We start from the raw sequence: 21,198 nt of genomic DNA on the forward strand, positions 1-21,198 counted from the left end.
CCGGGTCCCTCGCCGGCGTGGGCCCAGGCCAGGGAACCCGGCGGTCGTGGCCCCAGATTAAGGGGCGGACCCAAACAATCAGCGGGGCTGGACGTCCAGCTTCATCCCGGCCAGTCCCCGGGGCCTGGCCGCAAGTTTCCCGGCGATGCCCGACAGCGCCACCGCGGCCGGAGTGTCCGGGCCGCCCAGGACGATGGGCCTGCCTGAGTCGCCGCCTTCGCGCAGGAGAATGTCCAGCGGAATCTGGCCCAGCAGCGGCACGTCCGTGCCGGTCGACGCACTGAGCCTCTCGGCGAGCACCTCCCCGCCGCCGGTGCCGAACAGATCCATCCGCCCGCCGTCGGGCATTTCCAGGAAGGACATGTTCTCGATGACCCCGGCCACCGTCTGCCCGGTCTGGGTGGCGATGGCGCCGGCACGCTCTGCGACGTCGGCCGCGGCGGCCTGGGGAGTGGTGACCACCAGGATCTCGGCCTTGGGCAACAGCTGCGCCACCGAGATGGCGATGTCACCGGTTCCCGGCGGGAGGTCCAGGAACAGCGCATCAAGGTCGCCGAAGTAGACATCGGTGAGGAACTGCTCGAGGGCCCGGTGCAGCATGGGTCCGCGCCAGGCCACGGGCTGGTTGCCGGTGACAAACATGCCGATGGAAATAACTTTCACGCCGTACGCCACCGGCGGGAGGATCATGTCGTCCACACGGGTGGGGGCCTGGGTGATCCCCATCAGGGCCGGCACCGAGAAACCGTACACGTCGGCATCCACGATGCCCACGCGCAGCCCCTGTGCCGCGAGCGAACAGGCGAGGTTCACCGTCACCGACGACTTTCCCACACCGCCCTTGCCGCTGGCCACCGCGAAGACCTTGGTGAGGGACCCCGGCTGGTTGAACGGGATTCCCCGCTCGCCGCCGGGGCCACGGAGCTGCTCCTTCAGCGCGTCGCGCTGCGCCTGGGTCATGACCTTGAGGTCCACCTCGACGGCGGCCACACCTGGCACATCCAGCAGCGCCGCCTCGGAGTCCCTGGTGATGGTGTCGCGCAGGGGGCAGCCCGCAATGGTGAGCAGCACCGCCAGGCGGACGGTCCCGTCGTCGGTGATCTCCACCGAATCAACCATGCCCAACTCGGTAATGGGGCGCCGGAGTTCCGGATCGATGACGGTTGCCAGGGCAGCGTTGACTGCCTGGAGGAGGGTGGTGCTCATGCCGTGGTGCTCAGCTTTCGGGAGAGGTGGGTCGGTGGGCTGCCCGGCCCTGCCGCGTCTTTTCGGACTTGATCTTGGGGATCTGCTGCGTGCGGGGGTTGCGTTGCTTTTCCCGCTTCTCCTTCAGCTTTTCCCGGACCAGTTCGCGCGGCGATTCATGGCTTCCGCGCCCGGAGGGTTCGTGCGTGCGGAGCTCTTCCTGGGCCTCCAGCAGGTCCTCCAGGAGGCTGCGAAGTTCCGCCCGGACGTAGTCACGGGTGGCCACTTCACGCAGCGCGATCCGCAGTGAGGCCAGTTCCCGCGTGAGGTATTCGGTGTCCGACAGGTTGCGCTCCGCCCGCTGGCGGTCCTGCTGCAGGGACACGCGGTCGCGGTCGTCCTGGCGGTTCTGTGCGAGGAGCAGCAGCGGCGCGGCGTAGGAAGCCTGCAGGGACAGCATCAGCGTCAGGAGCGTGAACCCGAGTTCCACCTTGTCGAACTGCCAGGCCGTGGGCGCGAAGGTATTCCAGGCCAGCCAGAAGACACAGAACACGGTCATGTAGAGCAGGAACTGCGGCGTGCCCATGAAGCGGGCGAAACCCTCCGTCGCATGGCCAAAGGCATCAGGGTTCGGCGAGAACTTGGGGAGGATGCGCTGGCGGCCGCTCAGCGGCGTGTCCAGGCTTCCCCGGGCTGCCGGCTTTCCGCCGGGTCGCGCCGCCTTTGCCGTGTTTTCAGCCAATGCGGCCACCAAGCTTCCTGACCGGGGCCTCGCCGTCGTTGGCCCGCCAGTCGTCGGGCAGCAGATGGTCCAGGACGTCGTCAACTGTCACTGCGCCCACCAACCGGCCGGCCTGGTTGACCACCGGAAGGGAATTCAGGTTGTACGTGGCGAGGGTGCGCGCGACTTCGCTGATGTGGGCCAGATCCGAGAGCGGCTCAAGGTTCTTGTCCACGAGGTTGCCCAGCGACTCGAACGGCGGGAATCGCAGCAGCTGCTGGATGTGCACCACACCGAGGAACCGGCCGGTGGGGGTTTCCAGCGGAGGACGGGCGATGAAGATGGACGAGGCGAGGGCAGGGGAGAGTTCCTCGCGCCGGACGTGGGCGAGGGCCTCCGCCACCGTGGCCTCCGGCGGCAGGATGACCGGGACGGGGGTCATGAGGCCGCCGGCGGTGTCCTCGTCGTATTCGAGGAGGCGCCGGACGTCCTCGGCGCCTTCGGGCTCCATCAGCTGAAGGAGTTCCTCCGCCTGGGCGGACGGCAGCTCGCCGAGGAGGTCGGCGGCGTCGTCGGGGTCCATCTCCTCCAGGACGTCCGCGGCGCGCTGGACGTCGAGGGCGGAGAGGATTTCCACCTGGTCGTCTTCTGGCAGCTCCTGCAGGACGTCGGCGAGCCGCTCGTCCTGCAGTTCGCTGGCCACCTCGAAGCGCCGCTTGTCGCTCATTTCCTGCAGTGCTTCGGCGAAGTCCGCGGGCTTGAGGTCCTCGTGGTTGGCCACGAACTGGGTGGCTGCCTGCGGTTCTGTCTTGGCCCCCTGGTGCGCGTCGGCCCAGTCGATGATCATGGTTTCGTTGCGGCGCAGCCTGCTCAGGGGCGCCAGGGAGTGTCCGCGCCGGACGAACAGCTTGCTCACGAACCAGTCGCCCGAGCGGTGCTGGTCCATGGCGATGTCCTCGATGGTGGCGTCGCCGCTGCCGTCCGTCAGGGTCACGCGGCGGTCGAACATTTCCGCGACGACCAGGGTCTCGGCGCCGCGCTGTTCGAAGCGCCGGAGGTTGACCAGGCCGGTGCAGATGACCTGCGTCTGGTCAATGGAGGTGATGCGGGTCATGGGGACGAAGACGCGCTTCTTGCCGGGAACTTCGACGACGATGCCCACCACGTGCGGGGCACCCCGGGTTCCGCGGGAGAGCACGACGACGTCACGCAGCCGCCCCAGACGGTCGCCCAACGGGTCGAAGACGTCCAGTCCCAGGAGGCGCGCGACAAAGACGCGGGTAGGATTCGTGCTCACCTCTACAGGCTACCGAGTCTGCTCTCTTTTAGCTGAATTTTCAGCTTTCACCCATCCTTATGGGCAAGAATGGGGTTATGGCTAACATTTTTGGTGCTCCGAAGGCTGCGCCCAACGGCTCGGACGAGTCGAAGACTGTCCCCTCGGGGGACACGGTCGGCTCGTATACCTCCTACCTGGACGCCCAAAAGGCCGTTGACTACCTCGCCGACCAGCAGTTCCCGGTGCACCTGGTGTCCATCGTGGGAAACGACCTCAAGATGGTGGAGCGGGTGACGGGCCGGCTCAGCTACCCGCGCGTGGCGCTCTCCGGTGCCCTGAGCGGCATGTGGTTCGGCCTCTTCGTCGGCGTCATGCTGTCCTTCTTCACGCCTGCGGGCGGGACGTTTTCCATCATCAGCTCGGTGCTGATGGGTGCGGCGTTCTTCATGCTGTTCGGGATCGTGACCTACGCCATGCAGCGGGGCAAGCGCGACTTCACGTCCACCAGCCAGGTGGTTGCCACCAATTACGACGTCGTCGTGGCCTTCGAGGCGGCCCAGGAGGCGCGCCGGCTGCTCCAGCAGCTCCCCATGACGCCGTCCGACGCCACCCCGGGTGCGCGCCCGGCGTCCCACACCCAGCACGACTACCAGAACCAGCCCTACCAGCAGCCGGGCCGGCACCAGGGACCGCCGCAGGGCCCGTCCCAGGGGCAGGCGCCGCAGCGGCCGGCGGGCTGGAACGATCCCTACGGCCAGCGCGGCCAGGACGCCAGCGGGCAGCACGGCACAGGCCAGCACGCTCAGGGCGGTCAGCCGCAGGACCCCAACCAGCAATACGGGGCACACCAGCAATACGGCACAGGCCAGCAGGGCCAGCCGTACGACGGCGAGCAGCAGTACGGCGCTAATCAGCAGTACGGCGCTAATCAGGAGGCAGGCGCCAACCAGCCAGCAGGCACCAACCAGCAGAGCCAGAGCGCAGAGGGCGGGCCGGCAGCCGGCCAGCGCCCGGCGTCGGCGGTCCGCTACCCGGACCTGCCGGACGGCCGCCCGCAGTACGGTGTGCGCGTGGATCCGAACCAGGCCGACCAGGGCCGGGACGGACAGCAGCAGTAGCCCGGGTAATTAGGCCAGGGCAGTAAGAAGGGACGGCCACCGGAGAATCCGGGCCGTCCCTTCTTTTGTTGTTCCCTTACCCCTTGGCGCCGATCTCCTGGTAGATGCCTGCCATCCAGGCCTCGACGTCGTCCGCTGTGCGGGGGAGCGCTGCGCTGAGGTTCACGGGGCCTTCGGCCGTCATCAGGATGTCGTCCTCGATGCGCACGCCAATGCCCCGGTACTCCTCGGGAATGGCGAGGTCTTCCTGCTTGAAGTACAGCCCCGGTTCGATGGTGAAGACCATCCCCTCCCGCAGCTCGCCGTCCAGGTAGAGTTCCCGCTTGGCCTGGGCGCAGTCGTGGACGTCGAGGCCGAGGTGGTGGCTGGTGCCGTGCGGCATCCAGCGCCGGTGCTGCTGGCCGTCCTCGCCGAGGGCCTCCTCGACGGAGACCGGGAGCAGGCCCCATTCCGCAAGCCGCTCCGCGAGGACGGTGGTTGCGGCGGTATGGATGTCTCGGAACTTCACGCCGATCCGGGCGGCCGCGAAACCGGCGTCGGCCGCGTCCAGGACCGCTTCGTAGATTTTGCGCTGCACGTCCGAGAATGTGCCGTTGGCCGGGAGCGTGCGGGTGATGTCCGCAGTGTAGAGCGAATCGGCCTCGACGCCGGCGTCCAGCAGGAGGAGCTCCCCGGCGTTGACCTTGCCCGTGTTGCGGGTCCAGTGGAGCACAGTGGCGTTGTTGCCGGAGGCGGCGATGGTGTCGTAGCCGAGTTCGTTGCCCTCCTCGCGGGCGCGGGCAAAGAAAGCGCCTTCCACCACGCGTTCGCCCCGGAAGTGGGTCAGGGCGCGGGGCAGGGCCTTGACCACTTCGGTGAAGCCTTCCACGGTGGCGGCCACAGCGGTCTGCATTTGCTCGATTTCCCACTCGTCCTTGGTCAGCCGCAGCTCGGAGAGTGCCTCGGTCAGCTTCTCGTCGAGGGCGTCCAGCACGCCAAGGTCCAGGTTGTCCGGATCTTTGGCCGTGTTGTAGCGGGCGGTGTCCACGAGCGCGTCGATGTTTTCGTCCACCTTGCGCACCAGGCGGACGGAGATGCCGCCGATTTCGGGGGCGCCGACGTTCTTGGTGACGGCCATCTCAAGTTCGTCGATGTGGGCGGTGGGGATTCCCAGCCGGGCCTCAAATTCGGCCAGCGTGGGCCGCGCCCCGATCCAGAACTCGCCCGACCGCGCGTCCGCGTAGAACTGTTCGGTGTCCCGCCCGGCCAGCGGCCGGAAGTAGAGCGTGGCGCGGTGGTTGCCGCCGTCGTCGCCCTTTCCCTGCCCGACAGGTTCGAAGATGAGCACGGCATCGGGCTCATGGTCCAGCCCGAGGCCGGTGAGGTGGGCAAAGCCGGAGTGCGGCCGGAACCGGTAGTCGCAGTCATTGGAGCGTACCTTCAGGGGCCCGGCCGGAAGCACCAGGCGTTCACCCTTGAACTGGTCGGAGATGGCACGGCGCCTCCTCGCGGCGTGGCTGGCGACGGCGTCCCGTTCAGGGGTCACCTGCGGCGCGGGCGCCCAGTTGCTTGCCATGAAGGCCTTGAAGGCGGCGGAACTGGGCCGCTGGGAGCGGTTGTTGACGCGCTCTTCCAGGGGCTGGGAAGCTGTGTTTTCACCGGTGTGGGTGTTGTCTGCATCGTTCACCGTCCAATAGTCTCACCAGCCGAGCGGCTTAGGCCAACACCGGCGCGGGAGGGAGAACCACGCCCATCCCGGCCACAGGGGCGCCCCATCTACTAGGCTGGGCTGGTGAGGATAGATCTGCACGCCCACTCGAATATTTCCGACGGCACGGAGACACCGGCGGAGGTCATGGCGGCCGCGGCGGCGGCGGGGCTGAACGTCATTGCGCTGACCGACCACGACTCCACGGACGGCTGGGCGGAAGCGTCCCGGGCGGCGATCGACAACGGCGTGGCACTGGTGCCCGGCATGGAGATTTCCTGCCGGACGGAGCACGGGATCAGCGTCCACCTCCTGAGCTACCTGCACGACCCCACGCACCCGGGCCTGCTCGAGGAAATCACGAAGGCCAGGGACGCCCGCCTGACCCGCGCGGAACGCATGGTCACGCTGCTTGCTGAGGATTACCCCCTGACCTGGGACGACGTGATCCACCATGTGGCGCCGGGGGCCACGCTGGGACGTCCGCACATCGCCGACGCCCTGGTGGCGGCGGGCGTGGTAGCGGACCGTTCCGAGGCCTTCACCTCGATCCTTACCTCCCGTTCGCGCTATTTCGTGCAGCACTACGCGCCGGAGCCTGCCCTCGCCGTCGAACTGGTCCGCGACGCCGGCGGCGTTCCCGTCTTTGCCCACCCTGTCGCCTCCGCACGGGGGCGGGTGGTGGGCGAGAGCACGTACCACGACATGATCGACGCCGGCCTGGCGGGACTGGAGGTCAACCACCGGGACAACCCCGAGGAGGGCCGGGAGTTCCTGCGGAAGCTTGCCGCCCAGCACGGGCTTATGGTGACCGGGTCGTCGGACTATCACGGCCTGGGCAAGCCGAACCGGCTGGGCGAGAACCTGACCGCCCCGGACGTCCTCGACCGGATCGAGGAGCTGGGCACAGGCACCGGCGTGGTGCGCTAAACCCACCGCCGTCGTCCGCTCAACCCAAGTAGGTAGCACTTCAGGGCGTTCCCAGCGCTGGGAACGCCTTGTGCTGCTACCTACTTGGGCGGGTACCTACACAGGAGGGTAAGAGGCGATCTCGGCGTGCGCCCCAAGCCGCCTGGCCATGACGTCGATGGCCGGCTGGTTCTGGTCCACGCAGACGAACCTGCGCCCCAACTTGGCCGCAACGGCGCCGAGTGTGCCGGAACCGGCGAAGAAATCGAGGCACCAGTCACCCGGACGGCTGGACGCGGCCACCACGCGGCGCACCAGGCCCTCGGGTTTCTGAGTCGGGTATCCGGTCTTTTCCTTGCCCGTGGGGGAAACGATGGTGTGCCACCAGACGTCGGTGGGCAGTTTGCCCAGCTCACGCTTGGCCGGCGTCACGAGCCCCGGGGCCATGTAGGGCTCCCGGTCCACCTCGGCGCTGTTGAAGTGGTACTTGGCCGGGTTTTTGACGTAGACGAGGATGTTGTCGTGTTTGGTGGGCCAACGGTTTTTGGCGCGTGCACCGTAGTCGTAGGCCCAGATGATCTCGTTCAGGAAGCATTCACGGCCAAAGATGGCATCCAGCATCACTTTGGCGTAGTGCACCTCGCGGTAGTCGAGGTGCAGGTACAGGGTGCCGTCGTCGGCCAGGAGCCGCCAGGCCTCCACCAGGCGCGGCTCGAGGAAGGACCAATAGTCGCTGAAGGCGTCGTCGTAGCGGTGCAGGGCGCCCTTGATCGTGTCGTAGGAGCGGCCCTTGAAGCCCACCCGGTCGCCGTCGCCGTCGGCGTTGAGCACCATCTTTGTTTCCTGGCGCTGCTGGGCCCGGCCGGTGTTGAAGGGCGGGTCCACGTAAATGAGTGTGAAGGCGCCGTCCGGCAGCGTGGGGAGGAAGTCCGCGTTATCCGCGTGCACCACCAGGTTGCTGCCGTCCGGCGCCCAGACAGTTTCAGTCATTGAGGCTATGGGGCCTCGGTGCCGGGCTGCGAGCCGGTTGCGGCGGATTCGCCGGAGACCACTTCGCCGTTGCGGCGGCGCGTGCGGGTGCGGTTGCGGCGCGCGCGCGCCGGCTGCTCGCCTTCAACGGTCGCAGTGGAAGCGGGGCCGGTTCCGGCCTCCGCGCCGATATCTGAAGAACGGCTGTCTGAAGAACGACGGCGGTGCTCGCCCGAACGCTTGGCCGCGTCACCGCCGCGGCGGCTGCCTTCCCTGCTGCCTTCCCTGCTGCCGGAGCGGCCGGAATCGCGGCCGCCGGAGCGGCTGTTCTTCTTGCCGGTCTCGCCCAGGTCCTCCAGGACCTCGGCGTCAACGCCGGCGAGGGTGCGCTTGCTGCGCGGGAGCCGGCCCTTGGTGCCCTCGGGGATGTCCAGGTCCTCGTACAGGTGAGCTGAGGAGGAGTAGGTTTCGACGGGCTCGGGAACGCTCAGCCCCAGCGCCTTGTTGATGAGGCCCCAGCGCGGCATGTCATCCCAGTCCACGAACGTGACGGCGGTGCCCTTGTTGCCGGCGCGGCCGGTGCGGCCCACGCGGTGCAGGTAGATCTTCTCGTCCTCGACGCACTGGTAGTTGATGACGTGCGTGACGTCGTCGACGTCGATTCCGCGGGCTGCGACGTCGGTGGCCACCAGGACGTCCACCTTGTTGTTGCGGAAAGCGCGGAGTGCCTGCTCGCGGGCTCCCTGGCCGAGATCGCCGTGGATGGCGGCGGCGGCGAACCCGCGGTCCACGAGTTCCTCCGCAACCTTTGCGGCGGTGCGCTTGGTCTTGGTGAAGATGATGGTGCGGCCGCGGCCGCGGGCCTGCAGGATACGGGCCACCACCTCGGTCTTATCCATGCTGTGTGCACGGTAGATGAGCTGACGGATGTCGCGCTTGGTCAGGCCCTCGTCGTCCGGATCCGCCGCGCGGATGTGGGTGGGCTGCGTCATGTAGCGGCGGGCCATGGCAATGACCGGGCCGGGCATCGTGGCCGAGAACAGGAGGGTCTGGCGGACTGGCGGGGTGCCGGCGATGAGGGTCTCGACGTCGGGCAGGAAGCCGAGGTCCAGCATCTCGTCCGCTTCGTCCAGCACCACGATCTTGACGTTCTTCAGAACCAGGTGCTTCTGCTTGTAGAGGTCGATGAGGCGGCCCGGCGTGCCGACCACCACCTCGACGCCCTTCTGCAGCGCATCGATCTGCGGCTCATAGGCGCGTCCGCCGTAAATCGTTGCGATCCGGGCGTTGCGCTTGCGGGATGCGGCCTGCAGATCGTTGGCAACCTGCACGGCGAGCTCGCGCGTGGGTACGATCACCATGGCCTGCGGCGCCCCGGGAGCGGGCAGTTTGTCGAAGCCGGCGTCGTCGCGGCCCACCACGCGCTGCAGCGCGGGAATGCCGAAGCCGAGGGTCTTGCCCGTGCCGGTCTTGGCCTGGCCGATGATGTCGTGGCCGGACAGCGCGACGGGCAGCGTCATGGCCTGGATGGGGAAGGGGTGCGTGATGCCGGCGTCGGCCAGGGACTCGACGATGTCGGCGCGGACATCGAAGTCCGCGAACGACTTTTCGGCTATTTCGTGCGGCTTCTCATCCGAGATGATGGTCTCTTCCGGCTCAATGGTCTCGGTGCCGGTGTCGTCGGAAAGAAGCTGGTGGGTATGCAATTCACTCACAGGGGAGTTTCCTTATTCATTTGGGCATTGGCGCCGCCTGCTCAACGGGCCGGCCCGCAGGGGCCGTTCCGGAGCACGCTCAGGCGCGCAAGCAATTCCAGTGGAAGCCGATCGCGGGCTATCTAAATGCCGGCACTGGGGACCGGCGGGTGTGACTCAAGATCGCGTAGGGGCGGGCTTGTTGAATTCAATTTACGGAAATCAACGACCGGGCATCCATTACTACCTAGCCAGTCTACTGGCAAACCCGTGTTTTCCTTGACTCGGGCCGCCGCGGGGACAGTTGCGGCCCGCGGGAGCGGTTCAGTTGACGAGCTCGAGGCGGATCTCCCGGGTTGCGATGTCCGAGGAAACGAGCCGGACCCGGACCCTGGTGCCGGGTTCCATCTCTCCCTCACATTTGGCCGTCACGGCCGGTTCGGCGATCTGGACGACGCCGGTGGGGCCGGATCCGTTGCTCCCCTTGCCGTTCAGGCCCTTCCCGTTGGTGCCGTTCCCGTTTCCGCTGCTGTTCCCTGCGGCATTGCCGCTGCCGTTCCCGTTGCCGTTTTTGGCCGGCTTTGACCCTGAGATCACCACTGCATCGAATTCCTGCCCGATGTGGTTGATCAGCAGCGCGGCTTCCACAGTGTCCAGGGCAAGCCGTTCCATCCTTGCCGCCAGCTGGTCCGAGTACGCCATGATCTCGGGCAGCGAGGGGAGCGCCTCCCGGGCCCAGGCCGGCACCGGCAGGCCATTGCTCAGTGCCTCGCAGATGACCAAAACAAACCGGTCCACGAGGCGGCGGAGCGGCGCGGTGGTGTGGGCGTACGCCGTGCCGATGGCTGACTGGACGGCGTCCTCCGGAACGGTTCCGTCGAAGTGCGTGTACGTGGCGCCGCGGAAGAGCATGCCGGCCGCGTGGAGGATCGCCAATTGCCGGTGGTCGGTGGGGTCCAGGGTGCGCAGGTACTCGCCGTAGGTCTCCTGCCCGTCCCACGGCTTGCCCAGCGCGGCTGTCTGCCGCCTGAAGTGGCTGAGGGAGCGTTCATCCGGGGCAGGCATGGTCCGCAGGATCCCCACTTTGCCGTTGAGCATCAGGGAAGCGGCGGCCATGCCGGTCATGAGCGAAATCTGGGCATTCCACTCCTCAACGGGAAGCTGGGGGACCGCCACGATCCGGTAGCCGCCGTCGGGAAGCTGGACGATCTCCTGTTCCGGCATGTTCAGGCTGGCCCCACCGCGGGCCCGTTCCAGGTCCACGCGCTTGCGCCCCACCTCGCGCAGGAGCTGCAGGATGGGAGGGGCCGTGCCGGCGTCCAGTTCTGCCTGGACGCCCTTGTAGTTGAGCTTGGCCCGGCTGCGCACGGCGGCCCGGCGCACCAGGACGGACACCACCTCGGCGGCGGCGTCGAGCTCGAACTCCCAGACGAAAGCGGAGCACAGCTGCCCGGCCAGCAGGCTGCCGGCGTTCTCGCTGATGACCTCCGGGTGCAGCGGGATCCGGCCGTCCGGGGCGTAGAAGGTCTGGCCGCGGCGGCGGGTCTCGGCGTCGAGCGCGCCGCCCGGCTGCACGAACGACGGAACATCGGCAATGGCATACAGGATCCGGTAGCCCTCGCCGAGGCGTTCGATGAACAGTGCCTGGTCAAGGTCGGTGGACGACGGCGGATCGATGGTCAGGAAGTCCACCCCGGTCAGGTCCAGGGCAGGGAATCCCCGGTCGGCGACGGCGGCTTCGGCTTCCTTGAGCACGTCCTCGGGGAATTCCCCCGGAAGCTCCAGTTCCGTCCGCAGCGCGCTCAAAGCCTCCGCGAGCGCGTTGGTCTGCTCGTGGACGCTGGGCGACAACCGATGATGTGACACGAAAATCAGGTTAGCCCGAATTGCGCCGTTAGTCTTGGATTATGGGCACATCCTCGGCTGACACCGCTCGCTACGACCGCTTCGTCGCAGACCTGTTCGGCGTGATGGCCTACGGCGAACTGTCCGCGTTCGAACGGCTCTCGTCCGACGCCCGCTACTCACCCACGCTGCACGACCGCGCCGTGCTCGGCCGGATCGCCGTCATCGAATTCCAGCACTACGAGCTGGTGAGCGCCAAGCTGGCCGGGATGGGCGTCGACGTCGAAGATGCGATGCTGCCGTTCCAGCTGGCCGTGGACCACTTCCATGAGCGGACCCGCCCGGCGGACTGGTACGAGTCCCTGATGAAGGCCTACGTGGTGGACACGGTGTCCGCCGATTTCTACCGGGCAGTGGCCCGGTTTGTGGATGCCGGAACCCGTGATGTCATCCAGCAGATCCAGTCGTCGGAAGAGGCCACGGCCGTGCTTCGGGAACGGCTCAGCGGGGCGCTGGCGGACGATCCCCGGCTCGCGTCCAGGCTGGCTCTGTGGGGCCGCCGCCTCCTCGGCGAAGCGATCACGCAGGCCCAGCGCGTGGGCCACGAGCACGCCTTTCTTGGCGAGCTGTTCGTCGAATCGGAGCCCGGTGCCACGGATGCCACCGCACGCGAGCTGGTGCGGGGCATCACCGCCGAAGTCGCGGAGAACCATTCCCGGCGGATGGTCCAGCTGGGCCTGAGCGGGTAAGCCGGGACCCGCTCTCGGTCGGCGCGCCGGCCGGTCCGCTTACGAGACGGCAGCCGGGGACGTTGCGTCGAGGGCGTCGAGCAGTTCCGCCGCGGCTGCTGCCGGGTCCGGCGCCTCGGTGATGGCCCGCACGACGACGATGCGGCTGGCTCCGGCCGCCAGGACCTGCTCCACGTTCGTGCGGTCGATCCCGCCGATCGCGAACCAGGGCAACAGCAGGCCGCCGACCCGTTCCTCGTTTGCGGTGCGGACGGCCTCCGCCGCATAGCGCACCAGGTCGAGCCCGACGGCGGCGCGCCCGGGCTTGGTGGGGGTGGCCCACAGCGGGCCCACGCAGAAATAGTCCAGGCCGCTGCGCCCGTGGGCGGCGCCGACGGCGGCATCCACCTGTTCCGTGCTGTGGGTGGACAGCCCGATCACGGTGGAATCGTGCAGCAGCTTCCGGGCGGCCCGGAGCGGCAGGTCCTTCTGGCCGATGTGGAACACGGGTGCACCGGCGATGGACGCGATGTCGGCGCGGTCATTCACGGCCCAGAGCCGGCCGTGCCTGCGGGCGGTGGCATGGACTACTTCCAGCAGTTCGAGTTCCTCGGCTGCCTCGATGCTCTTGTCCCGCAGTTGGATGATATCCACGCCGCCGGCAAACGCCGCGTCCACGAAGTCCGCAAAGTCCCCGCGGTCCTTGCGGGCGTCGGTGCAGAGGTACAGGCGGGCGGCGGTATGGGCAGAGTGCACGGTCATGGCAACACCTTAGTTCCTCTAAACTGGGCAGGTACCGCGGGAGCCCGTTACTGCTGTCATAAAGACGCAGGGCTGAGAGGGCGTCAGAGCCGACCGCTTGACCTGATCCGGTTAGTACCGGCGTAGGGAAGGAATTCCGTGAATCCTGAAACCAGCGGCGACGAACGCTCCGCAGGAGCCCTGGAGCCCGGCGGACTTGAGGCCGATGTAGCCGTCATTGGCGGCGGAGTGGTTGGCCATGGCATCGCCCGGGAGGCACGGCGCTCCGGCCGTTCGGTGGTGCTCATCGATGAAGCCCCGGGCAGCGGTGCAAGCTGGGCCGCGGCGGGCATGCTCGCCCCGGTCAGCGAACTGCATTACCAGGAGGAAGGGCTCCTGGAACTGATGCTGGAATCCTCCGCCAGATGGCCCGAGTTTGCGGCCACGCTCACCGCCGGCGGGGACGCCGGCTACCTGACGACGCCGACCCTGGCGGTGGGTGCCGATCCGGCCGACCGCCGGGCCCTGATGGACCTGCGGGACGTGCAGCGGGCCCACGGCCTGAACGTTGAACCGCTCACCATCCGCGAGGCACGTTCCCGGGAGCCGCTGCTCAGCCCCGGGATCTCCTGCGCCCTCGACATCCCGGCAGACCACCAGGTGGATCCGCGCAGACTCGTCCGGGCCCTTGCTGCCGAGCTGGCCGCGCAACGTCAGGAAAACGCGGCCGAAGAGGGATACGCGGTGCGGGAGCAGGCCGCCGGCCTGCTCTGGGACGGCGCACGGGTCTGCGGGGTCCGGCTGGCGGGCGGCGGGTCCGTCAGGGCGGCCGAGACGGTGGTGGCCAACGGCCTGGCCGCGACGAGCCTGCAGAACCTCCCGGAAGGCCTGCAGCTGCCGCTGCGCCCGGTCTACGGAGACATCCTCAGGCTCAGGGTCCCCGCACACCTGCAGCCCCTGCTCACCGCAACCGTGCGCGGCATGGTGCGGGGCGTGCCGGTGTACGTGGTGCCGCGCCGGGACGGCACGGTGGTGATCGGCGCTACCCAACGAGAGGACGGTGTGCCGGGCACCAGCGCCGGGGGCGTCTACCAGCTGCTGCGCGACGCCCAGGCACTGCTGCCGGCAGTTGCCGAGCTCGAGCTGGTCGAAGCCACCGCCCGGGCCCGGCCCGGCACGCCGGACAACGCCCCGCTGCTGGGCCGGGTGCCGGCCGGCGGGCAAGGTGCCGGCACGGACGTGGCGGGCCTCATCATCGCCACCGGCTTCTTCCGCCACGGCGTCCTGCTGACCCCGGCCGCTGCGGCCATCTGCCGCCAGCTCATGGACGGCATCACCGATCCGCGCTGGGCCGCCTTCCGGCCGGGCAGGTTTTCACCCGGGCTTTCGGACCCTCTGGGATCCGCCGCCGTACTCAGCATTTGACCCGCGTCACATTTGACCAGAACAGGGAACCAGCATGAACATCACACTGAACGGCGTCGAACAGGAAGTCAGCGACGGCGCCTCCGTTACCTCACTCGTCAGCCAGGTCACGGGGCGCCAACTGGCCCCCAGCGGGCAGGCCGCCGACGGCCAGCGGCTGGGTGTGGCGGTGGCCCGCAACTCGGCCGTCGTGCCGCGCAGCCAGTGGCACGCCACGGCGCTCGCAGACGGCGACGAGATCGAGCTTGTCACGGCAGTCCAGGGAGGATGAGAACGATGGCAGAAACAATGATTGAAACAGCAGACAGCCTGGTCATTGACGGGGTGGAGCTGACCTCGCGGCTCATCATGGGCACCGGCGGCGCTCCAAGCCTGGACGGTCTCGGCGCAGCGCTGCTCGCCTCCGGCACCCAGCTGACCACCGTCGCGATGCGGCGCTACTCGCCTGCCGAAACCGGCTCGCTGTTCCAGCTGCTGGTGGACCACAACATCCGCGTGCTCCCCAACACCGCCGGCTGCTTCACGGCCCGGGACGCTGTCATGACGGCGGAGCTCGCCCGGGAAGCGCTGGAGACTGACTGGGTCAAGCTCGAAGTCATCGCCGATGAGCACACGCTCCTGCCCGATGCCGTGGAACTGGTGGACGCCACGGAGCAGCTCGTCAACCGGGGCTTCAAGGTCTTCGCCTACACCAATGACGATCCCGTCCTGGCGCTGCGGCTGGAGAACCTCGGTGCATCGGCCGTCATGCCGCTGGGAGCGCCGATCGGCACGGGCCTGGGCATCCTCAATCCGCACAACATCGAGCTGATCGTGTCGCGGGCCTCCGTTCCCGTGGTCCTGGATGCAGGGATCGGCACAGCCTCGGACGCGGCCCTGGCGATGGAACTGGGGTGCGACGCCGTGCTGCTGGCCACCGCCGTGACCCGGGCCCAGAACCCCGCACTCATGGCAGAGGCCTTCAAACACTCGGTGATCGCCGGTAGGCTGGCGCGTGCGGCCGGGCGGATCCCGCGCCGTGAGCATGCCTTGGCGTCGTCGGCCATGGAGGGCCGGGCGGAGTTCCTCTAGCCCGGCCGACCCGTGCCCGCTGGCGCACGGCCGGCTCTACAGGTACTTCCCAGGAGCCAGCTGTGGCCGCCAGCGACGACATCCTCACCCGACCCCAGATCGACGAAGCGCTCGCCGGGCTGCCCGACTGGCGCTACCGCCTCGGTGGGCTTGTCACCGTCTATAAGACGCCGACGGCGGCGGTCGCACTGGAACTGATTGCCGCCGTCGGGCGTGTGGCAGAGGACATGGACCACCATCCGGACCTGGACTGGCGCTATAACCGGGTCTTCATCCGGTTCAGTTCCCACGACGTCGGCGGGGAGGTGTCCGCGCGGGATACCCGCGCTGCCGCCTCCGTCAGCGATGCCGCCTCAGCGGCTGGCGCCGAAGCCCAGCCCGGCGTGTACCGGTCGGTGGACATCGGCATCGACACGGCTGACGCGGCGGAAATTTCCGAGGTCTGGCGGGTAGCTCTGGGCTACCGGAAGGGCCGGTCCGGAGACCTGGTCGACCCCTACGGGCGCGGTCCCGGCCTCTGGTTCCAGGAGACACTGACGCCGAACGACAACCGCCTCCATCTGGACATCCACCGCTCCAAGGCCGAGTCGGCACCCGTCCTGGAGAAGACCGCGGCAACCGGGGCGCAAATGAACAGTGACCACGCTCCCAACTGGGTGGTGGTCACTGATGCCCAGGGAAACCGGCTTTGCCTGCACACCGAGGAAGGCCGCGGTCCGGACGTTGCCACCCCGCCGGAGTCTATTTAGCGGCCATGTCCAGGCCGAGTTCCCCAGGCGCGCCTCGCGGTGCAGCCATCGCAACAGCCGTCCGCGGCAGGATCAGACGATGCTTCCTAGCAGTTGAGCCACGGCTTGAGGCATCTTGAAGCAGGTTAAAGGACAGTGACCACGCACCCGCTTGGGTGGTGGTCACTGATGCCCAGGGGACGTGGCGCCGTCAGATCCTGCGCCGGCTAAATTTTCAGCGCTGCCGTCAGCCGCTGGGTGTCCTGCCTGGCGCGCGCCCGGCCGAGGTAGACCGCCACTGCCAGGGCAGCAGCCGTCCCGGCCGCCATGGGAAGGACCCACGACAGCCACGTCAGGCCCGGCTGGTAGCCCAGCCCCGCCCAGATGCAGATGATCCAGGCGAGCATGCCCACCGCAGCAGCGGTGCCCGCCGGCACCAGGATGCCGTACTTGGTGTGGCGCCGGTCGTTGGCCCAGACGATGAACCCGGCGGCAGCGGTCACCAGGACCACGATCACGAGGGACAGCACTGCTCGGCCTACAGTGCGCCGAAGCCGACCCGGCGCACTTCCTCTGCGCCGATTTCGACGTAGCCGAGAACGTTTGCCGGGATGATGATCTGGCGGCCCTTCTCGTCGTTCAGGCGCAGCTCGCTGCCCTTGGCGATGGCCTCGGCCACTACTTTGGCCACAGCGTCAGCATCCTGAGCCGATTCCAGCACAATTTCACGGCCGACGTTCTGAATGCCGATCTTTACTTCCACAGCAAGGCCTCCCAGCCAGTCAAGGTTGAAATTTCAAAGGTAGTTTCAGTTGTAGTCTAGGTCTCTTTGGGGAAGCGAGAGATTCCGCGCCAAGCTAAACGGTAAATCAGGTCGCTGGCCACATCGAGATCGAGATCTCCGTCTGTTTCGAGCCAGTAGCGCGCGCTGACCTGGGCCATGCCGGCAAGCCCGCGTCCCAGCAGCTGGGCCTCCAGCAGCGGGAGCTTGGTGTCCTCGGCGATGATCCGCGCTATGGCCTCGGCGAAGGTCTTGTTGAACGTCTCCAGGCGTGAGCTGACATCGGCGTCGTTGATCAGGTCGGACTCGAACACCAGCCGGTGCGCCTGGTCGTCGCTGTCAATGAAACGGAAATAGGCACGCATGACGGCCTGCACGCGTTCCTTGTTGTCAGTGGTGGAGTTCATCGCCCCGAGCATGAGCTCGGTCAGCGCCTCGAGATGGCTGTCCAGCAGCGCAAGGTACAGCTCACGCTTCGACGGGAAGTGCTGGTAGAGCACAGGCTTGCTGACGTGGGCCGTTTCCGCGATCTCGTCCATGGCGGCGCCGTGGTACCCGTTGGCGACAAAAACCTCCTGGGCTGCGGCCAGCAGCTGGGCCCGGCGCTCGTCGCGCGGCAGCCTGGCGGAACGCTGGCCGGAGGCGCGGACGGGGCCGGCATTGGATTGCGCGGCCTGAGTTCGATCAACCGGTGCATGATGAACCACTGTTGGCCTTCTTTCCTTTTCAGTTAACTTCACTTTACCCGGGGGTAATATGACCGCGCGGTATCTTCGGGCATACATTGAAGTATGGCTTCTCCGTCCACGGCAAATACAGTCCACACGCTCCCGGGCCCCCTCGTCGATCCCGCGCCCGGGCTCTCCACCGAAGAGGTGGAGCGGTATTCCCGGCACCTCATCATTCCCGAAATCGGCGCACTCGGCCAACGCCGGCTGAAGAACGCGCGAGTGCTGGTCATCGGGGCGGGCGGCCTGGGCTCGCCGGCGCTGCTCTACCTCGCAGCAGCCGGCGTGGGAACCATCGGGATCATCGACGACGACGCCGTGGACCTGAGCAACCTGCAGCGGCAGATCATCCACGGTGTGCGGGACGTGGGCCGGCCCAAGATCGAATCCGCCCGGGACGCCATCGCGGAACTGAACCCGCTGGTGGACGTCCGGCTGCACAACGTCAGGCTGGATGCCTCCAACGCCCTGGAGCTTTTCGCCGGTTATGACCTCATCCTGGACGGCGCGGACAACTTCGCCACGCGCTACCTGGTGAACGACGCCGCCGCCATCCTCGGCAAGCCATACGTGTGGGGGTCCATCTTCCGCTTCGACGGGCAGGTCAGTGTGTTCTGGGAGCAGCACGGCCCCACGTACCGGGACCTCTACCCGGAGGCGCCGCCGGCCGGTTCCGTGCCGTCGTGCGGGGAGGGCGGCGTGTTCGGGATGCTGTGCGCGGCCGTCGGATCGCTCATGGTGACGGAGGCCGTCAAGCTGATCACCGGCGTCGGGCGCTCCCTGCTGGGCCGCGTGGCGCTGTACGACGCCCTGGGCGGCAGCTGGCGCGAGATCAGGGTGTCCAAGGACCCGGACGCCCCGCGGATCACGGAACTCACCGACTACGAGGCCTTCTGCGGCGTCGCCCCGGCGGAGACCGCCGACGCCGGGCACACCGTGACGGCAACGCAGCTGGCCACGATGCTGGCCTCGCGGCAGGCCGGGCTGAAGGACTTCGACCTCGTGGACGTGCGTGAATCGGGGGAGTATGACATCGTCCGGATAGACGGCTCCGTCCTGATCCCGCAGGGGCGGATTCTCGCCGGCGAGGCGTGGAGCGAGTTGCCGCAGGACAGGGACATCGTGTTCCACTGCAAGGCCGGGACTCGCTCGGCCGCCGTGCTGGCAGCCGCCCGGAAGGCCGGCTACCAGCGCGTCAGCCATCTCGACGGCGGCATCCTCGCCTGGGTGCGCGACGTGGAACCGCAAAAGCCGGTCTACTGACCCAGCCTCCCTCACCGCGGTCTATTGAGGCTGGCACGCATGCGGCGAGCCGGTACCGGGCTCATGACCGGACCTGGGCGACCGTCAACAGCGGGAGCGCAAGGGCCCGAGGGGCGTCCTCGTCCAGCCCTGTGTACTCGATTTCCATGGCGACAGAATCGTGCGGGGCCAGGTAACTGATCCAGACCTTTTCGGTGGCGCCGGCGGCAATCGTGCCGGGGCCGCGGTCGGCGTCCTGCGGGGCTACCGTGATGCCCGAGGGCAGCAGCTTGAGGCGCAGCTGTCCCGGGCTGAACAGGACCGGCTCGGGCCGGACATTGGTGAGCGCCACTTCGAGCACGACGACGTCGCCCCACGTGAAGTTTCCGGGCTGCGGCCAGTCTGAGTCCAGGAGGGGGTCGCTGTGGTGGTCGTCCACCGCGGCACCTTGGCGGCTGGAAACGCGCTGGATTCCCGGGGGGCCTGCCGCAACGGCCCTGCGCGTTCCGTCCGTGACCTGGGACACGGCCGAGGCGAGCGGCGTGGCGGCGGGCTGCCCCTGGGCGTCAAGCCTGGCCAGGCGTCCGGCGTCGACGAGCGAAAGTGTGCCGAACGTTGTGGAGAGCCCGGCTCCGCCGCCGGGTCTGCCACGGGACACGATGCCGTACGTCCCGCCGCCTACCAGCAGGAGCGCTCCACCGCCCAGGATAAGTCCGAATTGCCGGCGGCTCAGGGACGGCACGGCAGAGGCCGGTGAAGAAAAATTCATGATGGCTCCCCAATATGGTGTTCACGGGCAACTTCAATGCTGCGCGGGGAACCTATGGAAAGCTTATGAGGTCCGGTTTGTCAGAACATATGCAGGCTAGGCGGAGTTCCTGCGTGCCTCATTTTCCTGCGGGAGTGCGGAGTCCTGCAGGGGCCCGGTATTCGACAGGCTGCCCGCAGCGAGTGCGCTGTGGTCCACGGGGCACTCGGCCTTGGACGCGGCGGCCGGCTGCTCCACAGTGATGCCGTACAGGGTTTCCAGCGCAGCGACGTAGTCGTCCTGCTGGCCGTTGGACGCCAGCTCGCGGGCGCGCACGGTGGGGACGTGGAGCAGCTGCTTCACCATCCGGCGCAGCGCAAACTCCACTTCTTCGGCGGCGGCGGTGCAGCCGTGTCGGGCGCGCACCTTTTCCATTTCCGCGTCGAGCACGTTCATGGTGTGGCGGCGGAGGGCCACAATGGCCGAATCCACGGAGCGTGCCTCGCGTTCCTGTTCAAACGCCTGGGCGGCCCCGGAAACAATGCTGCTGGCCTGCGCGAGTGACTCCGCCTGCTCCTGGGGTGCTGCAAGCCGGACGGATTCCAGCGTCAGCAGCTCCACGCCGTCGAGCTCTCCGACCGCGGGATCAAAATCGTGGGTGAGCGCCAGGTCGATGGCGATCAGCGGCTGGGCGGAGCCGGCGCGGACCTGGGCGAGCTCGGCGGCTTCCACCCTCGTGTCAGAGCCGCTGCAGCCGATCATGACGTCGGCGGCCGCGACGGCCGCGTGCAGCGTGTCGCCGTCGAGGGCGGTCCCGCCGCGCGTTGCCACGAAGGTGGCGGCACGTCCTGACGACGAGAACACCGCGATGTCGCGGCAGCCGCGTTCGCGGAGCAGGGCCATGGTGGCTCCGGCGTATGCGCCGGTGCCGAACACCACCACCTTCTTCTTCGACCAGTCGGTCTCTTCGGAAAGGTCGGTGGCGAGGTCGAGTGCGACCGAGACGATGGACAGGCCGCGGGAGCCGAGGGCTGTCTGCGCGCCGACATCCTTGGCGGTCTTGGAGGCGGCCTGGAACAGGCGGACCAGCCCGGCGCTGGCGGTTCCCTCGTGCTGGGCAGTGATCAGGGCCCGGCGCACCTGCCCGGCAATTTCACGCTCGCCCACGACGGCGGAGTCGAGTCCGGAGCTCACGGCAAAGAGGTGCTCGGTGACCTCGGGGCCGGTGCGGGTGCTGAACGACCGGGACACCAGCTGCTCGGTGAGGCCGCTCGAATCGCTGATCTGGCTGACAAGGGCGGCGCGTGCGGCCTCGACGTCGTCGGCGTGCGGCGCCTCGCCGTAGATTTCGTAGCGGTTGCAGGTGGCAAGGACAACCGCCCCCTTGACCGCCGGCGAACCGGCGAGGGCGGACGTGGCAATGCCAGAAGAACCGTTGCTTAGCTGAGCAACGGTTTCGAGGTCGATGTCGGCGTGTGTAGCCACCAATGAGAAAAGAACCACAGCAGGACAATCATAGCTTTTTCGCAGGCGCGTAGAACAACCCTTTGTCCGGATACCCGGTTTCCAGGCCTGTGATTCCTGCCACCCGTTGAAGGG

At 67.9% G+C, this 21,198-nt stretch carries 21 protein-coding genes and 1 riboswitch; of the genes, 8 read left to right on the forward strand and 13 right to left on the reverse strand.

The genetic code is table 11. The features are described 5' to 3' along the window. Positions 1-78: 78 nt before the first annotated feature. The 3 genes from DBZ45_RS20915 to DBZ45_RS20925 are packed head-to-tail and all read right to left on the reverse strand — an operon-like array spanning position 79 to position 3,203. Positions 79-1,206, reverse strand: a complete 1,128-nt coding sequence (locus tag DBZ45_RS20915) for an Mrp/NBP35 family ATP-binding protein (protein WP_111905743.1) — start codon at positions 1,204-1,206, stop codon at positions 79-81. 10 nt (positions 1,207-1,216) lie between these two features. Then, positions 1,217-1,936 (reverse strand): DUF1003 domain-containing protein, encoded by a 720-nt coding sequence (locus DBZ45_RS20920; RefSeq protein ID WP_111905744.1) that lies wholly within the window; start codon positions 1,934-1,936, stop codon positions 1,217-1,219. Beyond that, positions 1,920-3,203, reverse strand: a complete 1,284-nt coding sequence (locus DBZ45_RS20925; RefSeq protein WP_003805129.1) for a magnesium transporter MgtE N-terminal domain-containing protein — start codon at positions 3,201-3,203, stop codon at positions 1,920-1,922. The genes DBZ45_RS20920 and DBZ45_RS20925 overlap by 17 nt, the downstream gene beginning before the upstream one ends. A 77-nt stretch (positions 3,204-3,280) precedes the next feature. Between DBZ45_RS20925 and DBZ45_RS20930 the strand changes: the two genes are divergently transcribed. After that, entirely contained in the window at positions 3,281-4,303 is a 1,023-nt protein-coding gene (locus tag DBZ45_RS20930) for a general stress protein (protein WP_111905745.1), read from the forward strand. A 76-nt stretch (positions 4,304-4,379) separates the two neighbouring features. Here the strand turns inward: DBZ45_RS20930 and DBZ45_RS20935 are convergent, their stop codons facing one another. Beyond that, positions 4,380-5,969, reverse strand: a complete 1,590-nt coding sequence (locus tag DBZ45_RS20935) for an aminopeptidase P family protein (RefSeq protein WP_111905746.1) — start codon at positions 5,967-5,969, stop codon at positions 4,380-4,382. Positions 5,970-6,074: 105 nt separating this feature from the next. Between DBZ45_RS20935 and DBZ45_RS20940 the strand changes: the two genes are divergently transcribed. Then, the gene (locus tag DBZ45_RS20940) at positions 6,075-6,920 is read left to right on the forward strand and encodes a PHP domain-containing protein (RefSeq protein WP_111905747.1); all 846 of its coding nucleotides are present in this window, start codon (positions 6,075-6,077) and stop codon (positions 6,918-6,920) included. A 96-nt stretch (positions 6,921-7,016) separates the two neighbouring features. Here DBZ45_RS20940 and DBZ45_RS20945 read toward each other — a convergent pair whose 3' ends face one another. From DBZ45_RS20945 to DBZ45_RS20955, 3 genes are all read right to left on the reverse strand, one after another. Further along, positions 7,017-7,889 (reverse strand): DNA-methyltransferase, encoded by an 873-nt coding sequence (locus tag DBZ45_RS20945; protein WP_111905748.1) that lies wholly within the window; start codon positions 7,887-7,889, stop codon positions 7,017-7,019. 5 nt (positions 7,890-7,894) lie between these two features. Next, positions 7,895-9,583 carry a DEAD/DEAH box helicase gene (locus DBZ45_RS20950; RefSeq protein WP_111905749.1) on the reverse strand — a complete coding sequence of 563 codons (1,689 nt, stop codon included), beginning with the start codon at positions 9,581-9,583 and terminating at the stop codon, positions 7,895-7,897. A 303-nt stretch (positions 9,584-9,886) separates the two neighbouring features. Further along, entirely contained in the window at positions 9,887-11,428 is a 1,542-nt protein-coding gene (locus tag DBZ45_RS20955; protein ID WP_111905750.1) for an RNB domain-containing ribonuclease, read from the reverse strand. A 41-nt stretch (positions 11,429-11,469) separates the two neighbouring features. Here DBZ45_RS20955 and DBZ45_RS20960 point away from each other — a divergent pair, with 41 nt between their 5' ends. Continuing rightward, positions 11,470-12,156, forward strand: a complete 687-nt coding sequence (locus DBZ45_RS20960) for a ferritin-like fold-containing protein (protein WP_111905751.1) — start codon at positions 11,470-11,472, stop codon at positions 12,154-12,156. Between the two features lie 39 nt (positions 12,157-12,195). On the opposite strand, the gene thiE is transcribed toward DBZ45_RS20960, so the two are convergent. After that, complete coding sequence (gene thiE / locus DBZ45_RS20965; RefSeq protein WP_111905752.1) at positions 12,196-12,897, reverse strand: thiamine phosphate synthase; 702 nt, start codon at positions 12,895-12,897, stop codon at positions 12,196-12,198. A gap of 26 nt (positions 12,898-12,923) precedes the next feature. Continuing rightward, positions 12,924-13,044, forward strand: a riboswitch (TPP riboswitch). Here thiE and thiO point away from each other — a divergent pair. From thiO to DBZ45_RS20985, 4 genes are all read left to right on the forward strand, one after another. Further along, positions 13,036-14,301 carry a glycine oxidase ThiO gene (gene thiO, locus DBZ45_RS20970; RefSeq protein WP_111906006.1) on the forward strand — a complete coding sequence of 422 codons (1,266 nt, stop codon included), beginning with the start codon at positions 13,036-13,038 and terminating at the stop codon, positions 14,299-14,301. It overlaps the preceding riboswitch by 9 nt. Before the next feature lie 34 nt (positions 14,302-14,335). Next, on the forward strand, positions 14,336-14,572 hold the full coding sequence (thiS, locus tag DBZ45_RS20975) for a sulfur carrier protein ThiS (protein ID WP_111905753.1): 237 nt from the start codon (positions 14,336-14,338) through the stop codon (positions 14,570-14,572). A 17-nt stretch (positions 14,573-14,589) separates the two neighbouring features. Next, positions 14,590-15,372, forward strand: a complete 783-nt coding sequence (locus tag DBZ45_RS20980; protein ID WP_440130542.1) for a thiazole synthase — start codon at positions 14,590-14,592, stop codon at positions 15,370-15,372. 62 nt (positions 15,373-15,434) lie between these two features. After that, entirely contained in the window at positions 15,435-16,121 is a 687-nt protein-coding gene (locus DBZ45_RS20985; RefSeq protein ID WP_111905755.1) for a 4a-hydroxytetrahydrobiopterin dehydratase, read from the forward strand. Positions 16,122-16,327: 206 nt separating this feature from the next. Here DBZ45_RS20985 and DBZ45_RS20990 read toward each other — a convergent pair whose 3' ends face one another. Genes DBZ45_RS20990 through DBZ45_RS21000 form a run of 3 tightly spaced genes read right to left on the reverse strand, consistent with a single transcriptional unit; the run spans position 16,328 to position 17,588 of the window. Further along, positions 16,328-16,630, reverse strand: coding sequence for a hypothetical protein (locus DBZ45_RS20990; protein ID WP_111905756.1), 303 nt, complete (start codon positions 16,628-16,630; stop codon positions 16,328-16,330). Between the two features lie 8 nt (positions 16,631-16,638). Further along, positions 16,639-16,863, reverse strand: coding sequence for a DUF3107 domain-containing protein (locus DBZ45_RS20995; RefSeq protein WP_003805104.1), 225 nt, complete (start codon positions 16,861-16,863; stop codon positions 16,639-16,641). A gap of 56 nt (positions 16,864-16,919) precedes the next feature. Further along, a complete protein-coding gene (locus DBZ45_RS21000; RefSeq protein ID WP_111905757.1) occupies positions 16,920-17,588 on the reverse strand; it encodes a TetR/AcrR family transcriptional regulator in 669 nt (222 codons plus the stop codon). Between the two features lie 84 nt (positions 17,589-17,672). Between DBZ45_RS21000 and moeB the strand changes: the two genes are divergently transcribed. After that, entirely contained in the window at positions 17,673-18,872 is a 1,200-nt protein-coding gene (gene moeB, locus DBZ45_RS21005) for a molybdopterin-synthase adenylyltransferase MoeB (RefSeq protein ID WP_111905758.1), read from the forward strand. A 61-nt stretch (positions 18,873-18,933) separates the two neighbouring features. Here the strand turns inward: moeB and DBZ45_RS21010 are convergent, their stop codons facing one another. Together DBZ45_RS21010 and DBZ45_RS21015 are read right to left on the reverse strand one after the other, a co-directional pair. Continuing rightward, entirely contained in the window at positions 18,934-19,620 is a 687-nt protein-coding gene (locus tag DBZ45_RS21010) for a hypothetical protein (protein WP_111905759.1), read from the reverse strand. Positions 19,621-19,716: 96 nt separating this feature from the next. After that, positions 19,717-21,102 (reverse strand): glutamyl-tRNA reductase, encoded by a 1,386-nt coding sequence (locus DBZ45_RS21015; protein ID WP_223257203.1) that lies wholly within the window; start codon positions 21,100-21,102, stop codon positions 19,717-19,719. Between the last annotated feature and the right edge of the window lie 96 nt (positions 21,103-21,198).

Origin of the sequence: Arthrobacter globiformis (assembly GCF_003261175.1) — a bacterium.
Classification (GTDB): Bacteria; Actinomycetota; Actinomycetes; order Actinomycetales; family Micrococcaceae; genus Arthrobacter; species Arthrobacter globiformis_A.